Annotated in this window: 10 protein-coding genes; 8 read left to right on the top strand and 2 right to left on the bottom strand. The window is 43.0% G+C overall.

Annotated elements, in window-relative coordinates:
• The first annotated feature begins 230 nt into the window (after nucleotides 1–230).
• On the top strand, nucleotides 231–5,579 hold the full coding sequence (locus QUB44_RS11910; protein WP_333367161.1) for an AAA family ATPase: 5,349 nt from the start codon (nucleotides 231–233) through the stop codon (nucleotides 5,577–5,579).
• Nucleotides 5,580–5,583: 4 nt separating this feature from the next.
• On the opposite strand, the gene QUB44_RS11905 is transcribed toward QUB44_RS11910, so the two are convergent.
• Nucleotides 5,584–6,150 (bottom strand): hypothetical protein, encoded by a 567-nt coding sequence (locus QUB44_RS11905; protein WP_333367157.1) that lies wholly within the window; start codon nucleotides 6,148–6,150, stop codon nucleotides 5,584–5,586.
• A 122-nt stretch (nucleotides 6,151–6,272) separates the two neighbouring features.
• Here QUB44_RS11905 and QUB44_RS11900 point away from each other — a divergent pair, with 122 nt between their 5' ends.
• The 3 genes from QUB44_RS11900 (at nucleotide 6,273) to QUB44_RS11890 (ending at nucleotide 9,057) form a co-directional block, all read left to right on the top strand.
• On the top strand, nucleotides 6,273–7,286 hold the full coding sequence (locus QUB44_RS11900; RefSeq protein WP_333367154.1) for a hypothetical protein: 1,014 nt from the start codon (nucleotides 6,273–6,275) through the stop codon (nucleotides 7,284–7,286).
• Nucleotides 7,287–7,443: 157 nt separating this feature from the next.
• Entirely contained in the window at nucleotides 7,444–8,544 is a 1,101-nt protein-coding gene (locus QUB44_RS11895) for a glycosyl transferase (RefSeq protein WP_333367324.1), read from the top strand.
• A 96-nt stretch (nucleotides 8,545–8,640) separates the two neighbouring features.
• Nucleotides 8,641–9,057, top strand: a complete 417-nt coding sequence (locus QUB44_RS11890; protein ID WP_333367151.1) for a secondary thiamine-phosphate synthase enzyme YjbQ — start codon at nucleotides 8,641–8,643, stop codon at nucleotides 9,055–9,057.
• Here QUB44_RS11890 and QUB44_RS11885 read toward each other — a convergent pair.
• Complete coding sequence (locus QUB44_RS11885; protein ID WP_333367149.1) at nucleotides 9,044–9,559, bottom strand: heme-binding protein; 516 nt, start codon at nucleotides 9,557–9,559, stop codon at nucleotides 9,044–9,046. The two genes, QUB44_RS11890 and QUB44_RS11885, sit on opposite strands and share 14 nt — an antisense overlap.
• A 419-nt stretch (nucleotides 9,560–9,978) precedes the next feature.
• Between QUB44_RS11885 and QUB44_RS11880 the strand changes: the two genes are divergently transcribed.
• From QUB44_RS11880 to QUB44_RS11865, 4 genes are all read left to right on the top strand, one after another.
• Complete coding sequence (locus tag QUB44_RS11880) at nucleotides 9,979–11,181, top strand: EAL domain-containing response regulator (RefSeq protein ID WP_333367145.1); 1,203 nt, start codon at nucleotides 9,979–9,981, stop codon at nucleotides 11,179–11,181.
• 678 nt (nucleotides 11,182–11,859) lie between these two features.
• Nucleotides 11,860–13,194 (top strand): alkaline phosphatase PhoX, encoded by a 1,335-nt coding sequence (locus tag QUB44_RS11875; protein ID WP_333367142.1) that lies wholly within the window; start codon nucleotides 11,860–11,862, stop codon nucleotides 13,192–13,194.
• Between the two features lie 157 nt (nucleotides 13,195–13,351).
• Nucleotides 13,352–13,804 carry a DUF732 domain-containing protein gene (locus tag QUB44_RS11870; protein ID WP_333367139.1) on the top strand — a complete coding sequence of 151 codons (453 nt, stop codon included), beginning with the start codon at nucleotides 13,352–13,354 and terminating at the stop codon, nucleotides 13,802–13,804.
• 632 nt (nucleotides 13,805–14,436) lie between these two features.
• Nucleotides 14,437–14,913, top strand: a complete 477-nt coding sequence (locus QUB44_RS11865; protein WP_333367137.1) for a sulfite exporter TauE/SafE family protein — start codon at nucleotides 14,437–14,439, stop codon at nucleotides 14,911–14,913.
• Nucleotides 14,914–14,971 lie beyond the last annotated feature (58 nt).

Raw genomic sequence — 14,971 nt, 5'->3', positions numbered from 1 at the left:
GTAGCAAAATGGCTTTGTTGCATAAATACTATAATTTTTTATATATCAAAATTTTATACCAGGAAATAAAATTTATTTTTTTACTCTAAGTAAACCATTTAACTAAGCTAAGCATATAACGGTTGCCCTGTCAAGACTTTTGACGATTGACGGTAGTCGTGCCGTCAGCCAACAGTCAACAGCGAATAGCGACTCGGATCAGATATATTTCCAACTCAGAGGAGAACTCCATGCAATTTCTATCGCAGTACCAAATCCACTCTATTCTCCACGAAGGTATAGAAACGATTATTTATCGAGGAAAAATCCCCACCCAGCAGGAGACAACTGTACTCAAAATCCTGAAAGCTGAATATCCGACCCTCGATGCAATTACCCGGATCAAGCACGAGTATCGCATTCGCCAACATTTAGACCATCCTGGCTTAGTTAAAGTCATTAGCCTAGAAACCTTTGATAACCGTCTCGGCTTGCTTTTAGAAGACTTTGAGGGCGAATCTCTCGATCTCCTCATGTCCAGAAAAAAGCTCGAAGTCATCACCTGTTTGAGGTTTGGCATTCAACTCATAAAAACCTTAGAATATCTACACCTTCAAAAAATTATTCACAAAGATATTAAGCCTAGCAATATCATCATCAACAGCCAAACAGGAATTATTAAACTGACAGATTTCGGGATTGCTTCACGATTGTCCAAAGAAAATCCCCAAATTAATAATATTAACTCGATAGTCGGTACTTTTGCTTATATGTCTCCCGAACAAACCGGGAGAATGAACCGCACCCTCGACTACCGCACCGACTTTTATTCTGTCGGAATCACTTTATATGAAATGCTGACAGGTCAATTGCCATTTATGAGCAATGACCCGTTAGAAATAGTTTACAGTCACATAGCTTCTCAAGCAATTTTACCGCATCAAATTAATTCAGACATTCCACCAGCAATTTCACAAATTGTGATAAAATTAATGGCTAAAAATGCCGAAAATAGATATCAAACAGCAGGCGGATTGTTAGCCGATTTAGAAATTTGTTTACATCAGTTAGAAACAATAGGCAAAACAGTCAATTTTACGCCCGGAAACTTAGATATATTGAGTCAGTTCTTGATTCCTCAAAAATTGTACGGTCGGGAAACACAAGTCAGCCAACTATTGGCAGCGTTTGAACGTGTAGCTAATCCTTGCCAGGAAAATTCTTCCCCTTCCCAAATTGAAGTGATTCTAGTGTCGGGTTATGCAGGTATAGGCAAATCGGCAGTAGTCAACGAAATTCAAAAACCCATCACCAGACAGCGGGGCTATTTTATTTCAGGTAAATTTGATCAATTCAAACGGAATATACCTTACGCATCTTTAATTCAAGCTTTTCAATCTTTGATCCAGCAGTTACTTGCGGAAAATAACGAAAAATTACAATATTGGCAACATCAACTTTTAGCCGCACTAGGCGATTCCGGACAAGTAATTATTGACGTGATTCCCGAACTAGAATTGTTAATTGGCAAACAGCCTGCCGTTGCGGAACTTGCCCCCACAGAAGCACAAAACCGCTTTAACAGGCTATTCAAAGAATTTATTCACGTAGTCGCGCAAAAAGATCATCCATTAGTCATATTTATCGATGACTTGCAGTGGTCAGATTCAGCGACCTTGAAATTAATGGAATTGCTGGCAACTGACCCAGATAGCAGATATTTACTATTAATTGGAGCCTATCGAGACCATGAAGTTAGCTCTACACATCCTTTAATGCAGACAGTAGAGTATCTTCAAGAAACGGGGATTATTCTCAACAATTTAGTGCTGGAACCTCTTTCTTTAGCTCAGGTGACTGAGTTGATTTCGGAGACATTGCATGACTCAGAAAGAATTCAACCTTTAGCGGAGTTAATTTGGAATAAGACTGGTGGTAATCCTTTTTTCTTGACGCAATTGCTCAACTCTCTTTATCAAGAAAAACTTTTGAGATTTGACTTTAACCGACTGCTGTCTCGCGGAACAAAAGGGGAGTGGCAGTGGAACATTGAGGAGATTCAGGCTATTGGCATCACAGATAAGAGTGTAGTTGAACTGGTAGCCAGTCGCATTCAACAACTGCCAGAGACTACACAAGAAATTTTGAAATTAGCCGCTTGTGTTGGGGACAATTTTACTCTAGATGTTCTCTCTACTGTCAACGCAAAATCTCCATCAGTCACTGCGACTGAACTCTGGGATGCTTTGCAAGCGGGGTTAATACTTCCATTGAATGAGAGTTACCTCATTCCTTTATTTTTAGATGGAGAAGCCGGAGTTAATTTAACTTTCGATTCTTCGCGAGTCAGCTATAAATTTTTGCACGATCGTGTCCAGCAAGCTGCATATTCGCTGATTCCTGATGATGAAAAGAAAGCGACTCATCTTAGCATCGGTAAATTGCTGTTGGAAAATACGCCCGCCGATAAAGTAGAAGAGAGAATTTTTGATATTATTAACCAGTTGAATGTAGGAATTGATTGTCTCAGCCTGCAATCAGGAAAAGATGAATTAGCCGAATTAAATTTAATTGCTGGACATAAGGCAAAAGCAGCTAACGCTTATGAACCCGCTGTTAAGTATTTGAATGTGGGAATTTCGTTATTAGCACCTGATAGCTGGGATCGCAACTATAGCATGACGCTGCGGTTGTATGTAGAGACGCTGGAAGCGGAATATTTAAACACGAACTTCCAGCCAGCAGAAAATTTGGCGGAAGTGGTTTTGCGATCGGCTAAAAACCAGCTTGACATAGTGAAAGTGTATCAGCTAAGAATCCTATTTTATCAGGCTCAAAGCCAGATGCTAAAAGCTGTTGAAACAGGTCTAGAAGTGCTGGCAATGCTAGGAGTAAACCTATTAGCTCAGCAAACCATTGCAGTGCCAAAATTGCCGCGAATTGAGGAATTAGAAAACCTGCCAGTTATGACAGATCCTTATCAACTGGCAGCTATGGAAATCTTGACAGCCCTCTATCCTCCTGCTTATATTGCAAAACCAGAAATTGTGTCCTCTCTCGTCTTGACTATGGTTAATCTTTGTATCGATCACGGTCATTCAGCATTAGCTACTTTTCCCTATACTCTTTATGGAACGATCCTATGCGGCGTCGAAGGCGACATCGAAGCTGGCTACTACGCTGGACTAATCGCTTTAAAGCTGCTAGAACAATTTAATGCTACCCAACAAAAAGCTAAGGTTTATGTAATGTTTAATGCTCATATAAGAATCTGGAAAGAGTCTACTAAAAATACACTTGCTTCGTTTATAGAAGGGCTAAAAATTGGTGTAGATACTGGGGATTTAGAATGGGCAATTTATAATTCTATGCACTACATTACCAATATATTTTTGGTTGGAGAATCGGTAGAATATGTCAAGGAGAAACAAAGAATTTATATGGAATTCTTGCTAAAAAATAAACACGAATTTGCCATAGGTTATGCTAAAATCTGGCAAGTAATTGCTTCAAGCTTAAGAAGCAAAACAGCAGAGGAAGTACGATTAGTTAGCGACAGTTTGGATGAACCGGCTGTGATATCGCGTTGGCAGGAAGAAAATAATCGAATGTCGCTGTTTGCAGCTTATGTTGCTAAATTGATGCTGCTTTATTTATTTAAAGATTATGCTCCGGCTGTTGCCCGCGGTAAATTAGCGGCAGAATATGCAGATGGGGCGATCGGCTTAATCACTGTTGGGGTACACAATTTCTACTATTCGCTGGCCCTCCTCGCTCATTATCCTCACAGTGACAATCAAGAAGCCTCCCTAGCTATTGTTAACTCTAATCAGCAACTTATGAAAAAGTGGGCCTACCATGCACCCATGAATTATCAGCATAAATACGAGTTAGTCGAAGCAGAAAAAGCGCGAGTTATCAACGATAAACTTGCCGCCATGGATTATTATGACTTAGCTATTAAAGGAGCGGCTGCTAACGGTTACATCCACGAAGAAGCATTAGCTTATGAATTAGCTGGAGAGTTTTATCAATCTTTGGATAAAGAGATATGTGCTCGAGCTTATCTGACCAAAGCTTATTATGCTTACATCCCCTGGGGAGCTACAGCCAAAGTTAAAGACTTAGAATCCCGTTATCATTATTTAGTCGATCGCAATCAAGGAGCAATATCTAAAAATGTTGATCTCACGACTGCCAAAACTACTATTAACAATAGTTTGGTGCTGGATTTGTCCACAGTTGTCAAAGCATCTCAAGCTGTTTCGAGCGAAATTATTCTCAGCCGTTTGCTAGAGAAACTCGTACAGCTTGTAAAGGAAAACGCAGGCGCTCAAAAAGTATTATTTCTTGCCAAGACAGGTAATCAATTCTTCATAGAAGCTGGGCTTACGGGTCAGTTTAATGATGTAAACGTGTTACAATCTCTCCCGATTGCAGAATCGGAGAGCCTCCCAATTTCATTGATTAACTACGTAGAAAGAACCCAAAAATACTTGGTTTTAGATGATGCTACGCGAGCCGATCAATTCCAATTTGATCCTTATATTGTTTCCAATCAACCCCTATCTATCCTGGTATTGCCAATTATCCATCAAGGCAACCTTACGGGAATTTTTTATTTAGAAAACAATTTAACAAAGGGTGCTTTTACTAGCGACAGGCTAGAAATTTTGGGAATCTTGTCTGCACAAGCAGCTATTTCTCTAGAAAATGCTCGCTTTTATACTATTCTGGAAACGCGAGTAGCCGAAAGAACTGAGAATTTGCATACTGCATTGGAAGAACTCCGCCACACTCAATTGCAGCTAATTCAAAGTGAAAAAATGTCCAGTTTAGGGCAAGTGGTAGGGGGAATTGCTCACGAAATTAATAACCCGATTAACTTTATTTATGGAAATTTACACTATACCAATGAATACGCTCAAAACTTACTAGATTTAATATGTTTATACCAAAATAAATACCCAGATTACGATTCCGAAATAGTAAATAAAAGTGAGGAAATAGATTTAGATTTCTTGATGAATGATTTCACTAAAATGATTGATTCCATGAGAATTGGTGCTGCGAGGGTTCGCGATATTGTGCTGTCGCTGCGAAACTTTGCTCGACTAGATGAATCAGATAGAAAATGGGTTAATCTCCACGAAGGTATCGACAGCACGTTGATGATTTTGGATCACAAATTAATTGATATTCAAGTGATTAAGGAGTACGAAAATTTGCCTTTAGTGAACTGCTATCCGGGAGAAATTAATCAGGTATTTATGAATGTACTGACTAATGCTATTGATGCTTTGTCTCGCGAAAGAGGGAGTAAAGTTGACTCGACACACACTCGAACAATTCAGATTGGGACTGAAGTCGGGGAAGGCAATCAAGTAGCGATTCGCATAGTTGATAATGGTGTGGGTATGAGTTCGGAGGTGCGGGGTAAAATATTCGACCCGTTTTTTACTACTAAAGAGGTAGGTAAGGGGACTGGTTTGGGATTGTCTATCAGTTATCAAATTGTGGTAGAACAACATAGAGGAAAGCTAATTTGCAAGTCGACACCTGGAGAGGGCACCGAGTTTACTATACTGCTTCCGTATTGATTAATTAAAGCCATCGTGAAAGCAACTGTTCAAATACTTCCACAAAGCCGATCGCAATTTGAATCAACGGCCAACCCACAAAACAAATTAACACCGCCCAGCGAGTTTTAATATCCAAACCTTGTCGAACCGCCACAATTACAGCTAGCAAACTCCACACAACTAATATCCGCTCAATTCCTTCTCCGAGCAAAGGAATTAACGTTAAGAAATTCAGCACTTGAGGGGCGTAGGCAAAGCCGATCGGAACCAACAACTCCCTATAAGCTACGTGACCCGGTTTCAGCCACTCCCCGATTTTAAAGATAGTGAAAGTCCAAAAATAATAACCCCCCGCGACAGCCAAACCCTCTATCCAAAGTCCTAGAAATAATACTGATGGCTCAGTTCGGTTGATTAACAAGATGACTGCACTGCCCAACACGCGGGACACCGCAGCTAAAATTACAATTGTTAAAGCTATCCGCTTAGTTCTGCGAGTGTAGGGAGTTTTTTCGTAAAAATTGCCGTTCAAAGAAAGTGCATTCCAAAGCGTTGCGCCCAAACCTGCAATTGAATCTTCTCCCTTCACGTTGAACTCCTGCTCCTCAAGATAGTTGACAACTTTTACAAAATAATGTCTAATACAGCAGAATCACCGAACTATTTCTACGTAATTAGGTAATTAATTGGCATTCTACCAGATTTTATTAAATGCTAAGATTGATTTTACGGATACTTGCATGGCTGCGCGGGGGAAGTTTAAATTTGTTGCTCATCGCAGGTGTAATCCTGATAATTTGGGGCATCCTTTCGCCAGTGGGGACTGTTATATGGTGGCTGAATCAAAGTGCCGAAACGTTTGGTATCAAGAAAAATCCGCCGGAGATATTGCCCCAGAAAAACGGCAATCTAGAAGCCCGCAAGTCTTCGCCGCTCAATTGTTATATCATATTTTTACCGGGAGTTGGCGATTTTTCGGGGGACGAATTAACACCGGGAGAAGCATTTTTTCTCAAGCGTTTAGTTGAAAGTCACCCGCAGTGCGTAGCAGTGGGCGATGTTTTTCCTTATTCGGCTTCTAACCAAAGTTTAGGAGGAGAGCGGTGGCTAGCTCCTTTTTGGCGGTTTGCAGCACAGGCAAAAAGCGGGCCGATTGCGGGGGATATATTCATCAAAATTCGCAATCTCTGGAGGTTTGCAATTTCTCTAGATTATCGCTACGGCTTTGCATACAATCAGGGAATTACTAATGCAATTATCGATCGCATGAATGCTAAATCTCCGATTACAGTTAATCCTCAAAAACCTTTGAAAGTTATTTTAATTGGCACAAGCGGCGGCGCACAAGTTGCTTTGGGTGCTACTCGTTATCTTAAAGAATGGCTGAAGGCAGAAATTACGGTTGTTTCGGTTGGGGGCGTGTTTTCGGGAGAAAATGGTTTTGCAGAGGCCGATCGCATTTTCCACTTTCGCGGCACTCGCGATTCAATTGAGGACATTGGCGGCATAGTTTTTCCGAGTCGCTGGTACTGGTACGCGACTTCTCCGTTCAATCAAGCTCGTTTGCAAGGCCGCTATGCAGCAGCTTTGAGCGGCCCTCACAAGCACGACGGCGATGAGGGATATTTTGGGGAAAATCTGGCGGGGGACGGTAAAAAGTATGTAGATATAACCCTGGACAAGATTAATCAATTGCCTGTTTGGTCTGAGGGCGCGTCCGATTAATGAGTTCTTGCATATTCGATAGTCATTAGTTATTAATTGTGTCATTGTTGGTTGTGCGTCGCTTGAAGCTTGGCCTTGTTGCCTTCCAGTCTCTACCTCCAATTCCCGATGCCCGATGCCCGATGCCCAATTCCCAATTCCCAATTCCCTATTATCAATGTCTCGACCAACATTATATATTGCCATCACAAATCACGGATTCGGGCACGCTGTCCGAGTCTCCTCCGTAGCTGCAAAAATTCAAGAATTAAATCCCGATATCTTACTAATTATCACAACAACAGCACCTCGCTGGCTGCTAGAATCTTATATTAGTGGGGACTTTATCCACCGTCCCCGCGCTTTTGATGTCGGAGTCGTGCAAGCTGACAGTTTGAATATGGATAAAGACGCGACGCTGGAAAAATTACGGGAAATTCGGAAAAAGCAAAATTCCCTAATCGCCAGCGAAGTTAATTTTCTCAAGCAAAATCGGGTGGGTTTGGTGCTGGCAGACATTCCTCCTTTGGCAACGCGAATGGCGGCAGCGGCTGGGGTTCCTTGCTGGATGATGAGCAATTTTGGGTGGGATTTTATCTATCGCGATTGGGGCGGGGAATTTGTAGAAATGGCAGATTGGATTGGTGAGTGTTTCGGAATGTGCGATCGGCTTTTTCGTCTTCCTTTGCACGAACCGATGGCAGCTTTCCCAAATATTCAAGATGTGGGCTTGACTGGCGGCAATCCTCGCTACACTAACGATAAAGTCCGGGAAGTATTCGGAATCGAAACACCGCTGGAAAAAACTGTATTGTTGACTTTCGGCGGATTGGGTTTAGAGGAAATTCCTTATCAAAATTTACAGCAATTTAGGGACTGGCAATTTATTACTTTTGATGCGGGAGCTCCCGATTTGCCGAATTTGATTTATGTCAAAAATCAGGATTTTGCACAATCTTTCCCGATTTTACCGCGTCCGGTTGATATTATGCCTGTCTGCGGGCGCTTAGTTTCTAAACCGGGATACAGCACTTTTGCGGAAGCTTTGCGCTTGGAAATACCTGTTGTTTCTATAATGAGAGAAGGTTTTGCAGAAGCTGCGGTGTTGCTGGAAGGGATTCAAAATTATGCGGAACATCAAATTTTGACGGTGACGGAGTTTTTTGAGGGGGATTGGGAGTTTTTGCGACAACCGCTGCATCCGCCCTGTTTGTCGGATAAATTGGATAAAAACGGTACGGAGGATATCGCCCAAGCTGTTGTAGACTATTTTTCATAAGTGCGATTAGAAATCGATCGTACACAAACAAAGTCTACCTCCGCCGACAGAAGACTTTTGCATCAGTCTCATCCAAAATCTAAAATCTAAAATCTAATGAATCACTATCAACAGATACTCAAGATTCAAACTACAGGGAAATCTCTGTGCAAAATCACTCCTAAGATAGAAGAGGCGGTGGCGAATTCAGGTATTAAAACGGGACTTTGTAGTTTATTTTTGCGCCACACTTCTGCTAGTTTGGTGATTCAAGAAAATGCTGACCCGGATGTACTTAAGGATTTGGCTAACTTTTTAGCTAAACTGGTACCGGAGGACGATCGCTACATTCACGATGCGGAAGGCCCAGACGATATGCCGGCGCATATTCGCACTGCGCTGACTCATACTTCCGAACAAATCCCGATCGATCGCGGCAGGTTGCTGTTAGGAACTTGGCAGGGCATTTACCTGTGGGAACACCGCCAGCGGGGTCACATTCGCGAATTAGTTGTTCACGTCAGCGGCACTTGATCGGAATTTGTACCTCGCTGATTTTAGTTGCTTCCGGCGTCATCGGGGAATTGTAAAAAAAACGGCGCGGCGGCCCGACTATTTCGTATTCAGGATGTTCTTGAAGCCAATCTTTGAGTTTCTGGAGGTTATTTTCGTAGCTTTCCCAAGTGTAGGCCCCGCCCACGCCGATGCTGACAACCGTCATCGGCGAAGTATCCGTGATTTCTACAGCGGAATTAACGCTGCTGGGGGCGATATTTGGTGCGGGATAGAGGAACGAAACTTCTGCTTGGGGAACTGCATCGATTTGCCCGGAAGTTTGGGTGTAGCGCGCTTCTACTGGCGTTGTCATCGCAATTTGATTGTTGCTGATGTGTTGAAATAAGGGATTGAAGGCGATGCCAGTTGCTTGTCGCAAATCGCCCGCGTGGGTGTAGGTGACAGCGCGGTACTGAGGATATTGCTTAACTTCTATGACCCCAATCTGTGCGGGTTCAGGGAATCCAGTAGGTAATACCATTTGAGATTGAAAAGTTGAGATTTTACATTTAAAAATGGGGAAGACTGACTCCGCAAGGGTTTGGAACTTGCTTGCAGTTGCAGGGTTTTTGGCAAGTGGTATAAATAGGCTGAGATTGTTTGCAGACAATCGTTCAGGTGGCACAATTAGTTTAGCAGTTATTTAAGGCGCTGCTAACTATCGATCGCCTAGAATTAGTTGAGAGATTATTAATTAACCTCGTAATAATACGGACGGCACTGACTAAGCAGAGAAACATTAATCTAGTTGTGCTTGAAAAATTAGTGTTTTCAGGCGTTTGCTATTTGTGTCGGAAAATATTCGGCTGTTGGGCCGATCGAGCTGTGCGTTCTCAGTTATTGGGACGCTTATCGCGTTCAGTAACGCCTATCAATTATACCGCTTTCAGGGAATGACGTATGAAAAAGATTCTAGTGATTGAGGACGAGCAAGTAATTCGGGAGAATATTCTCAAACTCCTCAAAGCTGAAGGTTTCGACGTGACGGGTGCAGAAAATGGAGCAAAAGGTTTATATGCGGCGGTGTCAAATGTTCCCGACGTGATTATTTGCGACGTGATGATGCCAGAACTTGACGGGTATGGGGTGCTGATGGCCTTGCGATCTAATCCTGTTACTGCTACAGTACCTTTTGTTTTTCTTACCGGTAAAGCCGATCGCTCTGAGATGCGGCAAGGTATGGAATTGGGCGCAGATGATTACCTGACTAAACCTTTTAGTAAAGCTGAACTTGTGGGTGCGATATCGAGTCGCTTGAAAAAACAAGAAGCTGTCGCCGAACAGTACAATACTTTGCGATCGCAAAGCAGCGAATATACCCAAAAGACGGCCGACAAATTAGATCAGATAAAAACTTGTTTGTGCAACGCACTGGAACGAGAAGAATTCCAAGTTTACTATCAGCCGCAAGTCAATGTCCAGACGGGTAAAATTATGAGCGCAGAAGCTTTAGTGCGCTGGGTACATCCAGAAAAAGGGCTGATTTCACCCGCAGAATTTATTCCCCATGCCGAAGCAACTGGCTTCATTATACAGTTAGGCGAGTGGGTGTTGCATACAGCTTGCAGGCAAATGCAAGTTTGGCAAAATGCTGGTTTTCCACTCCGAATAGCGGTAAATCTGTCGCCGCGCCAATTTCACCAACCTGATCTCAGCAGTAGAGTTGCCCAAATTTTAGCAGAAACTGGTTTGGAAGCGAGCAGTTTGGAATTAGAGCTGACAGAAAGTTTGATGGTAGAAGATGCCGAAAGTGCGATCGCGACTTTACAACACTTGAAAAATTTGGGAGTTTGTATATCTCTTGACGATTTCGGCACTGGGTATTCTTCTTTAAGCTATCTGACGCAATACCCCTTCGATACTTTAAAAATAGACCGCTGTTTTATCAGCAAGATAACCGATGGTTGCACAAACGCAGCGATTGTGAAAGCTATTATTGAAATGGCCCACAGTCTCTGTCTTGAGGTAATTGCCGAAGGAGTTGAGACGGAAGCCGAAAAAGATTTTCTGTGGCGCTATAAGTGCGATATGATGCAAGGCTATTTGTTTAGCCCTCCTTTGGCTGCAGCGGATTTTGAACAGTTGTTGATGGCAGGAAAATAAAATATCTATTCAGTCAATATTGAGCAGATAATTAAGTGCGATCGGGGTGTAGGGTGGTTTGAGAGTCCAGCATTAACGTTGACTCCCTCAAATCCAGCAAGAAAAAAAATAAAGAGGTTGACCTAGTTGTTAAACCAACTCTAGTGATAGTTTTTTTAGCTATTATTTCTAAGTTTTTTGTCCTAGTCAACGCTGGAGAACCCGGCGTTATGATGCAGTTTGGTAAAGTGCAAGCACAGGTATTAGGGGAAGGAATTCACGGGGATGGGATTATCTCACTTTTGAAGTGGCTATTATCTGGGTAGAGGTTGAAGAAATATAAGCTGTTAAAAACAATGTTTACTATAGCAAAATTAAAAAGTTAATACGGCAACCAAAGTCTCATAAATGTTAGAAATTATCCTAAATAAGTCAAATTGAAGACACCTACATTCATTTTAGGGAAATGTTTTTCTAGAATGCTGATTAACTTGCTGTCTCCCCTACAACTCCCTAGTTAAAAAACGTCAATGGGTTCTGAACAGGCAGAGCAACGAACAGTCAGGTTCGTCGAGCAGTTACGAGCTACAGAGATTGACTTTTAACAACTATGAGACAACCTTAATGAGAAGTTAAACCAACCTTATCTTGGTCTTGATGCAGGTTGAGTATGCTTTGTTTAATTCACCGGAAAAGCTGATGCAACTATCACGACGAAAGTTTTTTACCTTGGCAGGAGCGAGCGCTGCTGGCACTTTGATGATGTCTCCTCTAGAAGCGCTTTATGCCAGAAAAGCCAATGGTCAATCAGTATTTGGGGGAGGGTATGGCCCTCTCGTAGCCGATCCGAATGGATTGTTAGATTTACCCCGTGGGTTTCAGTATCGGGCTTTTTCACGAACGGGCGAAATGATGAGTGACGGTTCCCCTGTGCCCGGTGGTCACGATGGCATGGCGGCTTTTCCAGGTCCCCAAAACACGGTGATTCTGGTTCGCAATCACGAACTGAGTCCGAATTCTTCAACACAAGTTGTGGGCCCAAATCCTTACGATCCTCTTTGCAAAGGGGGGACAACCACACTACAGGTTGGACCCAATCGTCAGCTCATCAAGCACTACGCTTCGCTTAGCGGTACCTATCGAAATTGTGCGGGCGGCCCGACTCCCTGGGGTTCTTGGATTACTTGCGAGGAAAATGTCTCGACTCCGGCGACTAATAGACCTGGCAATGCGACAAATGTATCTCAACTGCACGGCTACAACTTTGAAGTGCCGGCTCAAGCAACAACTCCTGTGAATCCCGTACCTTTAGTTGCGATGGGACGGTTTAACCATGAAGCGGTGGCGATCGACCCCAAAACCGGAATTGTCTACGAGACTGAAGACCGAGGAGATGGCCTTTTCTATCGCTTTATCCCATCTCAACGGAACAATTTAAGCGCAGGGGGTACTCTCCAAGCGCTGAAGATTAAGAATATGTCTCAGGCAAAAACTTTTGCAGGGTTTCCCAAGGGCCAACCGATGCCGGTGGAATGGGTGACAATTGACAATCCTGACCCTGCTACGGATACGGTACGGGTAGAAGGTTTCGGTAAAGGTGCTGCCCAGTTTACTCGTGGGGAAGGTATCTGGTACGGCAATCGTGAAGTTTACTTCTGTTGTTCGGACGGTGGCTCTGTTGACGCCAATGGCAGACCGAACGGATTTGGTCAGGTTTGGCGGTATCTTCCCGATCGAGATACGATCGAACTTTTTGTTGAGGCTCAATCGGCTGACGAACTCGATGGCCCTGACAACATTGTTGTGGCACCTCATGGTGATCTGATAATTTGCGAGGATGGCGATGATGAGCAGTTCGTGGTGGGCGTAACTCCCAAGGGGGAACTGTATCGTCTGGCAAAAAATGCTATCAACGATCGGGAATTTGCCGGAGCCTGCTTCTCGCCGGATGGTAACACTATGTTCGTTAATATCCAAACCCCAGGCATCACGTTTGCCATTTGGGGCCCTTGGAAGTCTCAACGAGGAGCATAACATTACTGTCTTGTAGTGCGGGCATTTATTTGGGTGTAAAACGCTTAATGTTCGCACTATGCAGAATATGGCGAATCACGCTGGATTGTGGCAACATTCGGTGTGGGTTCTCTATAAGCTGATGAAAATTTAACGGTTTGTGGGAGTTTGAAGAGTAGTGCAATATGTCCGCCAGTCGAAACGAGTGTTTTATTCTTTGGTAATGATGTCGATCGCCTTTGGCGTTGACCTATGTCAATCTAGTGGTTCAGTCGCTCAAACATCGGTTGATTACGTTTGCTATATACAGACGAGTGATGGTCGAACGATCGACTTAGGTAAGCTTTGTGGACGTAGTAGCAGTGGTCGCCCGATCGCTTTAGGGTCAAATGATCAGGCTTTTATTAATAATTACCAACAATCGTTGAGCAAACGGCTCAATTCATCCTCATCCGATGCCGTGTCTCGCCTTCAGCGAAATCCCCAAGCTGCTATCGAACGTGCGCGCGGGATATGTAATGCGCTCAGTGGGGGAATGTCGATCGACTTGCTGCAACCTCAAGGCAATGCTGAAGTTGATGCGCTTAACGCTCTGGCTCCTAAATATTACTGCCCTGAGTTTCACGACTGAGCAAGGAAGTCTGTGTGGAGCTATCGCCTCGCCTCCGCCATTACTGGCCGTTCAGGAGTAGGAAAAGCGGCTCAGATTGCCTCTGTTAGGTCAGTTTGCCAGTCACAAAAAGCAAGGAAGTAACTAGATTTTGAAGGGCTTTAAGGAAGTCTGGTTTAAAAAAATCTGAGGCTGGTTACTTCTGGCAATTGAATACAGCGTATTCCAGGTGTACTTAATAAACCTGGAATACACTGTATTTTAATGTTTTCGATACTCCCGATTTTTGTTCGGGTAAACAGTCGGTTAACCTCTACTTTATTTTACCTGCGATCCTCGTCAATTTAAGGTATAATACAAAACATCAACCATGAATAAATCGACGTTTTTAAATCACTTACACAGGCAAATACAAGAATTTTATAAAAAGTTTTACTATAATTTATGTTGATTTATTTATTGTGATATGGTTCCTTTAAAAACTAAAATTGTAGCTAAACCAGAGGTTGATTGTCAGCGTTTAAGAGCAAAGTTAGTGGAAAAAATATTGAATTGCGGATAAAATTTTTCCTATGTTACTGTGTGGCAGTAGCCGCCAAAATTATCTATTTGTTGGTTAGCAGCGCTTAAATACACAGTTTTTGGGCATAATCGTGAACTACTTATTGCTATCGTTTCTCAGCTTTTTCGTGGGCATTATCGTTGGTTTGACCGGAGTTGGCGGAGCCTCGCCCATCACCCCAATGTTAATTTTTGTTTTCCAAATTCCGGCATCAATTGCTATTAGTTCGGATGTCGTAGCTGCTACAATGATGAAAGTTGTTGGCGGCTTCAAACACTGGCAGCACAAAACCCTCGACTTGCAAGTAGTTAAGTGGCTGGCTTTGGGCAGCGTTCCGGGTTCGCTGACTGGCGTGTGGATTTTACACTGCATCAAATCTACCGGAAATCAGGACTTAGACAGCATATTGCTGCGCTGTCTCGGAATAGCGATCGCACTAATTGTCGCTTTATCGCTGACCCAATTAGCGGTCAAAACATTTTTCCCTAATTTTAAATTGCCTGCGCCCCCTGAATGGGACTTAAATACTAATTATGGCCGTATTTATACCAGGGCTATTTCATTCTAAACAGCTTCTTCAAAACGTCTAGACCATAGCCCGCGAGCCGTTGTGCCTGTGCCATATT

Origin of the sequence: Microcoleus sp. AT3-D2, assembly GCF_036705715.1 — a bacterium.
Lineage (GTDB): Bacteria > Cyanobacteriota > Cyanobacteriia > Cyanobacteriales > Microcoleaceae > Microcoleus.
This window is presented reverse-complemented; position numbering and strand designations above follow the sequence as displayed.